This window comes from Pantoea sp. 1.19 (genome assembly GCF_001922585.1).
Classification (GTDB): domain Bacteria; phylum Pseudomonadota; class Gammaproteobacteria; order Enterobacterales; family Enterobacteriaceae; genus 1-19.
In genome coordinates this window covers 1-7535 of sequence record NZ_MRBS01000021.1, presented here as the reverse complement: position 1 = coordinate 7535, position 7535 = coordinate 1, and the positions used below count along the sequence as shown (strand labels likewise).

Annotated in this window: 10 protein-coding genes and 1 pseudogene; all 11 read right to left on the bottom strand. The window is 44.9% G+C overall.

The annotated features are described in order from the left end of the window. Positions 1 to 713: type VI secretion system Vgr family protein (locus BS626_RS17770; RefSeq protein ID WP_139308873.1), on the bottom strand; the 713-nt coding region annotated here is incomplete at its 3' end. Positions 714 to 790: 77 nt separating this feature from the next. Further along, positions 791 to 1018 carry a hypothetical protein gene (locus tag BS626_RS17765; protein ID WP_075183683.1) on the bottom strand — a complete coding sequence of 76 codons (228 nt, stop codon included), beginning with the start codon at positions 1016 to 1018 and terminating at the stop codon, positions 791 to 793. Next, entirely contained in the window at positions 1015 to 1620 is a 606-nt protein-coding gene (locus tag BS626_RS17760; protein WP_075183682.1) for a DUF2778 domain-containing protein, read from the bottom strand. The genes BS626_RS17765 and BS626_RS17760 overlap by 4 nt, the downstream gene beginning before the upstream one ends. 1 nt (position 1621) lies before the next feature. Next, a pseudogene (locus BS626_RS17755) lies at positions 1622 to 1813 on the bottom strand (hypothetical protein); the annotation flags it as partial. A 183-nt stretch (positions 1814 to 1996) separates the two neighbouring features. Further along, complete coding sequence (locus tag BS626_RS19120) at positions 1997 to 2755, bottom strand: hypothetical protein (RefSeq protein ID WP_371328514.1); 759 nt, start codon at positions 2753 to 2755, stop codon at positions 1997 to 1999. Positions 2756 to 2758: 3 nt separating this feature from the next. After that, positions 2759 to 3205, bottom strand: a complete 447-nt coding sequence (locus tag BS626_RS19115; RefSeq protein ID WP_371328513.1) for a hypothetical protein — start codon at positions 3203 to 3205, stop codon at positions 2759 to 2761. A 3-nt stretch (positions 3206 to 3208) separates the two neighbouring features. Then, positions 3209 to 3475: a PAAR domain-containing protein gene (locus BS626_RS17740; RefSeq protein WP_075183681.1), complete on the bottom strand. Its 267-nt coding sequence runs from the start codon at positions 3473 to 3475 to the stop codon at positions 3209 to 3211. Between the two features lie 29 nt (positions 3476 to 3504). Beyond that, positions 3505 to 4185: a hypothetical protein gene (locus BS626_RS17735; RefSeq protein WP_075183680.1), complete on the bottom strand. Its 681-nt coding sequence runs from the start codon at positions 4183 to 4185 to the stop codon at positions 3505 to 3507. After that, positions 4182 to 6086 (bottom strand): LysM peptidoglycan-binding domain-containing protein, encoded by a 1905-nt coding sequence (locus tag BS626_RS17730; protein ID WP_075183679.1) that lies wholly within the window; start codon positions 6084 to 6086, stop codon positions 4182 to 4184. The genes BS626_RS17735 and BS626_RS17730 overlap by 4 nt, the downstream gene beginning before the upstream one ends. A gap of 8 nt (positions 6087 to 6094) precedes the next feature. Next, a complete protein-coding gene (locus tag BS626_RS17725) occupies positions 6095 to 6634 on the bottom strand; it encodes a hypothetical protein (protein ID WP_075183678.1) in 540 nt (179 codons plus the stop codon). Then, on the bottom strand, positions 6627 to 7535 hold a 909-nt coding region (locus BS626_RS17720; RefSeq protein WP_139308872.1), incomplete at its 5' end, for a DUF2345 domain-containing protein. The genes BS626_RS17720 and BS626_RS17725, both read right to left, overlap by 8 nt.

The following is a 7535-nucleotide window of genomic DNA, read 5'->3' as shown; positions in this document are numbered from 1 at the left end:
CGGACGCTGACGTCCCACACCGAGTCGACCGCATTGTCACTCATCCCCGACGGGCTGCTGAGCGGCAGGGTTTTTCCAAACGCCCAGGCGCTCTGCCTGTCCGCGAAGTGCACCACTTCGGTCTGGGTGTCGGGCTGCAGGGTAAAGAAGTAAAAAATCCCCACCTCCGCCAGCAGGCGTTCGATAAACGCCAGGTCACTTTCCTGATACTGGTTAATCTGCTCGCGCTTCGGATAGTCGGCTTTAAGGGTGAACGCATACTCCCAGCCCTTCAGCCCATGCTCCTGCAATACTTCGGCGACGACGTCCGGTACCGACTTATTGACGAAAAAGCGGTGGGTGCGGAACTGATTCCCCAGTAATGCCAGGAACGGTTCCAGTACAATGCAGTACTGCGCTTCATCCGCGGAGCCACCGGTACGCTCGAAATGCGTCACCACCCCGTGAACAACTTTACGCTCCGTCAGGGAAAGCAAATTGCCCGCGCCCATGGTCAGGGTCGCCGGCTTGCTCAGCATCTGGCGGGCATCCATGTTCTTGTCGGCACTGGTGAAGTTGATGGTGTAGCAGTAAAGCTCGCTCATCGCTTCTGAACCGCTAAAGTCCTCCACGTCGATATCGGCCGTGCAGGAAGGGACATCGAGGCGGTAGCGGTTCAGGGCTTTTCCGGTGACGGTGGCCACCATCGTGTTCAGGGTATCCGTCAGGCTCATGGCGTGGACTCCATTGTGTATTTCTTTATTCCGTCAGGGCTGGCGCGGGCCAGCATCGGTCCAGAGAAGAAAATGAACTATTTATTCGGGCGGTTGCGCAGCCAGTGGATCAGGGTCAGCAGGAGGTATGCCCCGGCACCGCTGAGCAGGGCTTTTATCAGGATGACCGTCATCGCCAGGTTATCCATCCCCTCTTCGCCGTCACCCGGCACCGGAAGATGGTTAATGACAAAATCGGTAAGGTTGCCATCGGGAAGGAAGAACGATCCGAGCAACGCCAGGACCAGTACGAGCAGGATTTTCATTCTGCGCTCTCCGTGCGTTTCTTCAGGGCCTGTTGTGCACGGCGCTTGTCAGCGTCTTCCTTTTCCCTGACCTCTGCCTCGCACTGGCTGAAATCAGGGGTACCGCGTACATCAATACGCGCCCAGGCCATCAGGCCATTCCCGCCAGGCACCGGAAAGGTCTCCCGCTTCAACAACAGGCGGCGCAGATGCTGAAAATCGCTGTAACGTCTCAGGGTGATACAGCCCCAGGAAACGCCAGTACCATCGCTGTTCAGGGGATGAAGACGAAAGCCCGTGCGGTTGAGACCATTCACATTCATGCTATCTTTTTTGGTTTTATCGCTGAACAGGGCAAACCACTCAGAATGATGATTTCGGTAACCATGCCATGCATCAATCACCTCTGCCCTGACACGGTTATACAGACTGCCGGCAGGCCTGTCGGTCACCCAGTATGTACCGGGTGGAATAGCCGCCTTCTCATGGTCGGCGCAGTCAGGATTATTGATATAGCGCTCGATCCCCGACAACACTTCAAACGTCCCGATGCCGTAGCATTTCAGGTACGCCGTTTTGCCATCCGCCGACAGGTTGCCGTAATCCATCATGCAAATCTGCATTTCAGCCTCCGCGCGCCTCATCAAACGCCAGCACTACCCCCTCTTCCTCATCCCATCCCAGCCTCAGGGAGCGTGGCTTCGGCTTCGCCGCCATGTAAGTCAGCAGCTGCTGACTCAGCACCGGCAGGATTTGCTGGTTGAGCAAGCTGTCGACGTTGCGCGCGCCGGTGTCCGGCAGCAGGCAGGCGGCAGAACATTCCTTCGCTTCGCCTGAAAACACGACCACTGTTGTTTAATCGCAAGGATAATAGTTTTGCCATGACGGATAAGTAGCAGGAGGATTATCACCGCCACAAATACCAACAGTTTAAGGCCATTACTGGTCAGTCCGAACGCATCGCCCTTTTCCAGATGGCCAGTCCGATCGCGGCAGCAATCAGCTTAGTAATACTGATGCGTCCCCAGTTATCACGCCACACTGAGTTATTCTTCGCCATTCATCAGATTTCCTGTAGTTACAGGTATTTACAAATCGCTGCTCTTTGTCACCCGAAAGCATCAGGCAATCTTCTTTTGTGAGCACGGCTATATCACTAACGACGGCGGCAATAATCCACGGTGAGAGAGGATCGCTAAGTCCGGCATATTTCTCCAGCCAATGGCACTGCTGGGGTTTCCAGCTGCCTTCATATTGTTTTGCACTGATAAGAAGAGTGGAAAAATCATCCACCCACTCTATGCTGTCGCCCACAATTGCACGCGTGGCGATAGCCTGTGACTGGGTTGAGAAAAAGGTATCGAGCTCTTCACTCAGCATTTGGGTTGATTCAAGCAGCATAGGCCGAAGTAGGCGAGCGTGATGGTTTAGCTGATACTTCGTTACTACATCATCAGAGGTCAGCATTAAAGCCGAGAGCGAATCACTGTACTCATTCCCTCCCTGAGTCTGGTGAATCAACAAAAGCTCAACATCCAGAATCGGAGATTTAAGACGTTCATCCACCCAATCGAAGGCCTGGCCTTTAAGAATCGTCAGTAGCGGTACGGGATAGGCCATTCCAACTAACTGGAGCCAGCAGCCTGAAAATTCTCTCTGCAATTTCTCATCAGAATCGTGTGATTCAGTCAGTAAGGTTGCGTGGAAAGGAAGGTCTGATAAGCGCTGTAATTCTGATATGTCCAGGCCCCCAATCAATGCTTAAAAAGCATCCTCGCCAGCAGGTAATGTTATTTCCCGTGAAAGAGAGCTACTCTGCTCGAGATCTTTAGGGGCCTGCAGAAATGTTAATGGTGTCAATTCATCAGGCAGGATAACCCGGCTATACAGAACCACCAAATAACGCCCGGCCCATGAAGTCCATTGCTGCTGTGCATAGTCTGCCTCATCGGATTCAAACTGATGAAGATCCATTGCGTGATTATACATCCAGCCGCGAATACAAATCATTACGAACCAGATAAAAAGAGGGCCTCCGGCAACAATCCAGAGGTTAAAATTTTGCAATTCACCCAGAAACTGATTAGCGTAAAGTACAAAGAGCAACACTCCAGCAATAACAGCAACAAGGCCTGCAATCAGCCAGATGACCAGTGAAGGCTCATCAGGTTCTGCAGCAATTGTGGCTTTCTGACGCTCCCAGCTCATAATTTATCCTACTGAACAATCCGGCGCACTCGAGATAACATGGCAGCCACATTCACATTCGCAGCCATCCACAACAACAGGCTTCCCATCAGAGATCCATTCTGCTGATCCTTCTATAATGGCATTGAAACCATGCCCTTCAACAGGGCAATTAATCTCATAGCCAACAAGAGCCACTTTCTTTCCGTTCACAATCATGGTCGAAGATGAAGATATTATCTCACCACCGTGAGTATTTTTATCTCCTAGCAGTACAAATCCTTTGGGAATATCACACCTAACGAATCAGTTTGAACGTTTTAATTGAGGCGGCGGAACTGAATCCATCCGTTTTTAATTTGAGGAGCAATATCACCATCGAGAAATGCAGAACAAATTCCAAGTTCACCGACTGCGAAAATCGTTGTAGGGTAGCCTATTTCCACTCCCTTTCTCCCTTCAGGGTCAGGCTCAGAATAATAAGGAAGACCATTCTCTCTATAAGCATTAACATCCAAGTATTTATTGCAGTTTACGTTAAAACTATTCTCATCTATTAATGACAATGGGACCAACTCATCCTTTTCAAACTTTATCTTTTTCCCTGGGATTTTCTCACCAACAAATATATTTTCTGTAGTAGCCTCTGTGACCATTCGAATAGTGATTGAAGAAATAACCATATTCTCCTCAGAAAATCTAGCACCAGCCCATCCAACCGTATTCAAATCAGACGCAACACTTTTCTGATAAAAATATAAGGTCGGAATACCACCTTTAACTTTAACATATATCTCATTATCATCTGTAAACTTAGAGACAGGACTTAGGATATATTTACCCAAAACCTTTCTGGGTTCGTTAGCTAAAACACCATACTCTTTCATAGCGCCATGATCTTTATAAATCCAATATCCATAATACAGACCATCTTTTACCTTAATAGTATTGCAAAACGCAAAAAAAGGAATAACAGCAATAAAAAAAAATATTTTTTTCATTGTACAATCTCCACATGGAATGCCGGCTCACCACGATTTTCAAATGGACTGATATATTTAATTTTCCTTGGATTATCTTTTGCATATTTTTTTATAGCCTGATCAAAAGCCCGCTGTAAAGCGGCAGGCAATAAATTTTTACTTATATCAAATACATTTCTCTGAGCATACGATTCAAGCGAAACACAATGTTTTGAAACAAGACGCCCATCTTTTTGTAAAGATTTGACTTTATCAATCATGGCTTTTTTAACCTGACTCTCCTTACTTTTATCTATGCCGCCCACAGCAATAGCTGCATGTACAACCTCCCGTCCCGCTACAGCATAATAATCAAGTTGGGATTGTATACCCTTGTTTTTCATGTTTATATACATTGCATCAACTTGTTTTTCTGCGGTGCGCAACGTACTGGTGATCATAATCCTATGGACACCTGCGGATTTCATTATCCCTTTTATAACATCAAGAGAATGATTGCTTACCAGATTTTTTAAGCTGAGAGGAATATCTTTTGAAAAATCCACCATCGGTTCAAAGTCATTAACTATAGATATTTTTTTTACTTTCCCTTCCGAAGTAGTATGATGCTTCTCTGGTTCATTTTTACTTCTATTAGCAACAGACTTATCCGTCGTCGTAGTTTTAATATGAATTAAATTTTTTTGCTTTTCGGAGTCCGCAGACTTACTTCCTTTAGGCAACACAATATGACTTCTTGAATATTCTATAGCTGCTTTAGCATTAGCATTTTCAACCCCAATGCTTTTAAGAATATCTTTTTTGGTTTGCTCAGAAACATAACGACTAACATACCCATGATTTTTATTACTATCAGGTATTTTCAATTTAGCGCCAACGCGTAACATGTTTACGTTATGAATCTTATTGATTCTTGCTAACTTCTCAACTGATACGCCATGATTCTTAGCTATTGCCGATAAAGTGTCACCTTTCTTAACGGTATAAGTTAGAGTTATATGCTTTTTATCAGTATCTTGCACACCAGTTGCTTTAGCTAATTCTTTATAATTATCAGCAAGAATAGTAAACACAATTTCTGAACCTGCGATGGCATTGAATGATTCAGTCATCCCGTTTGCATCAGTCACACCTTTGATAAAAACTAGAGATTTATTATAGTCTGACACTAAATTTGGGCATGTTACACTTGGGAATGGAGAGATTGCAGCAATATAATTTTTGTTTTTAAATGCTGTGTTATTTCCCGTAGACAGTTTAAATTTAGTATTAACTTCAGTATTTTTTAGTAACCCTTCCACAACTGATAAATGCTTCGTTATGTAAAGCGCCCACTTCTTACCATCTGCACTTTTCTCACGTGTACCATCGAGATATTTCCCTAAACTATAGGCACCATCATGATGCAACAAATAAAGCCATTCCCAATATTCACTTTGATCTGATGTGTAGTTCTCCATCACCTTCGATTTGTTAAGTAAAAAGGAATAGATTATCGCATAGCATCCTTTTTCAGCGTCAAAAACTTCTTCATTACGAAGATCTAGTTGAAAACCAAGAATGTCTTCTGATTTAGTCAATGCATCTTTGATAAAACCAACTGTCCCTTGTGCTAAACCAGCTGCACTCGTAGTCCCCGCTGCCGCATCGGGGTTAAATCCAGACTCAACCTTAGTGGTTAATAATATATATGATATTTCTTTATAGCTTAATCCATAGCGGACAGCTATGGTAATTATCATATCTATGATAGCATTCTGAACATCTTTATCAGCATCTCCTATTGTACGACTGTTACCTCTTAGCTTTCGGGATGTATCTATATCCGGATAGAGTGAGATTAAAGAAAACGGTTTAATCTGATCTTCAAAATATTTCTTTCCTTTTTTGGCATTTAAATACTCATATAAATCATACATACCATACCTCAGCGATTGCTAATAAAGTCTATGTTTGTGTTGTTATATGGGTTTTTCATTTCTCGAGATCTAAGCTCAGAAAGCTTGTTGCCTGTAATAAACCCCCCTGAAAGATCAATAAATGGGGCATCAATATAGGACAACAATGAACCCTTTACGCTCTCCTCTTCATCCAGCCCAAGATGATACCCGATCACAATATTTTCATTATCATAGCATTTCATTGTGGAGGGAGCCCAATCACCAGGCCTAACTACATTATTGAAGGAATACCCCTGTTTTTCCAAGAGAGCCTTTTGACTTCTCGGGATATATGGCAAAGGAAACTCTTTATTTTTCATGCCTTTTTTTATTTCCAGGTAGTAATTCCTGCATATATTCTCCGTTGATTTTTTTTTATTGACCTGGCATTCAGCACTGACCTTTACCAAAGCTGAGCCACATTGCATTTGTGCTGATTTAGCACTCCATGTGCCACTTGCAAAAGAAAAAAATGGAGTCAGCAACATACATAAAAAAAATTTAAACTTAAAAGTAATATCACGCACTTTTACTTCCCTCACAATCACTGCATTGACAACCATCGCCCAGGGATGACATATCTAAAAATGATGAGCAATGTACTCTGTCCACAATATTCTCACTATCGTACCAATAATCACTTTGAATCATTTCAAGTTCAAAAGACTCATTCGGGTTTGATGAGTAAACTGGGACTGTTTCACCGCTCTCGTCTGTTCTACCAAATAATTTCTGCCCATTGCTCGATGTCAACATGTATGCCGCAGCGGCAACTGGAACTCCTGCATCGGACGATGCCGTAAATTTCCCACTATATCCAGATGGAAACTGCGGCATAACACTACTCATGCTTACACTACCCATTTTCTGCGCATTGGCACATTTCAACAGGATATTACCTTCACAGCCCAGAATAATATCTTTACCCTGCAACTGGATGAACGAACCGTCCAGGTTTTTCAGCACAACATCTGTTGCAGCCGTAATTTCAACCCGACCTTCCGTACTGGTTACGGTCACGTCCTTTTTGGCTATCGCATCAAGCGCATCATCCTGCGCCTGGATTTCAACTTTTCCCTTTGCGGCAAACAGTTTCATTCCGGCCTTTCTGGCCAGCATGCTCACCGCTTCTCCCGCCGCCACGGTAAAACGCTTAAGCGCGCTGATGTCAGTATTTTGTTGTGACATAATCCCAACGCTGGCACTACCCGACGCCATGCGAACCGCCTGTGGGCTGGTGATGCTCACGCCTTCAGGTGCATTCAACACCATTCCTGGCTGTACCAGATCTTTGAGGGCATCAGTCAACTTCACCTGGCTTTGAATATCGGCGGGTAGCGCCTGCGCCGTTTCTGCAGCATCAGACAAACTTCTGGCAATGCTCAGGGCATTTTCCAGTTGAGATATCGCCTCCCGCATGGACAACAT